The sequence below is a fragment of the Streptomyces malaysiensis subsp. samsunensis genome (assembly GCF_024519315.1).
Taxonomy (GTDB): domain Bacteria; phylum Actinomycetota; class Actinomycetes; order Streptomycetales; family Streptomycetaceae; genus Streptomyces; species Streptomyces malaysiensis.
This window is the reverse complement of record NZ_JANIIC010000234.1, coordinates 1-864: the sequence shown is the minus strand read 5'-3', so window position 1 is coordinate 864 and position 864 is coordinate 1. Positions and strand designations below refer to the sequence as shown.

Annotated in this window: 1 protein-coding gene; it reads right to left on the bottom strand. The window is 69.8% G+C overall.

The genetic code is table 11. The features are described 5' to 3' along the window. Nucleotides 1-787 (bottom strand): SpnB-like Rossmann fold domain-containing protein (locus tag NQU54_RS48660; RefSeq protein WP_441005769.1); only part of this gene is annotated, 787 nt, incomplete at its 3' end. Between the last annotated feature and the right edge of the window lie 77 nt (nucleotides 788-864).

Genomic DNA, 864 nt, shown 5'->3' with positions numbered 1-864 from the left:
GCACAAGGCCCGACTCCACTCCCTCGGCAGGAGCAACAGCACGCGACAGCCGGGGCGCCAGCACATTCCCGGACCGCACGGCCACCTGAGGCTCGACAGACTCCAGCACCGCCCGGAGCACACCAGCCGACACCGGCGTGTCGTCCACGTCCACCAGAACGAACCGATCCGGATGCTCAGCCTGCGCAGAACGCACCAAACCCCACACCGCAGCCGCCGCCACATCCAGCACACCCTCACCCGATACCGCAGCCACCGCGCCCCGCGTCACCACCACCAGCCGCGAACCAGCAAACCGCTCCTCAGCCAGCCACTCCTGCACCACGCACAAGGCACGGTGCGCCATCTCCCGTGCCTCGGCCGGGTCGCCGACGCGGGCGCCGGAATCGGCCGTGAGGGAGACCAGAACGGTGTCGGGGGTGACTATTCCGTCGTTCATGGCCTGGATGAGATCCGACAGTTCCGGGTACGCCGCCGGGCTCGCCGGTCCGCCCTGGGCGACGTCCGCAACGTACGGCGATCCGGTTCCGAGCAACGCCCACTGTCCCGTGGTCGCGGGTGCTTCAACCTGGGTGGAGACCGCGCGCCAAGTGGTGTGGAACAGCGCGTCATGCGTCACGTTTCGCGCGGCGCGGAGCTGCTCGGGGGACACCGTACGGGTCACCAGCGAGGCCACCGAGGCCACCGGCGCACCGGTGGTATCAGCGACGAGGAGCGAAACCGCTTCCGGTCCGGCGGGAGCGAGCCTCACGCGCAGGGTGTCCGCGCCCGTCGCATACAGGGACACACCGCTCCAGACGAACGGAAGCCCAGGGCCCGGACGAGAGGAATCCTGCTCAGAGTCGTCCCCTCCCAATGCCGCCG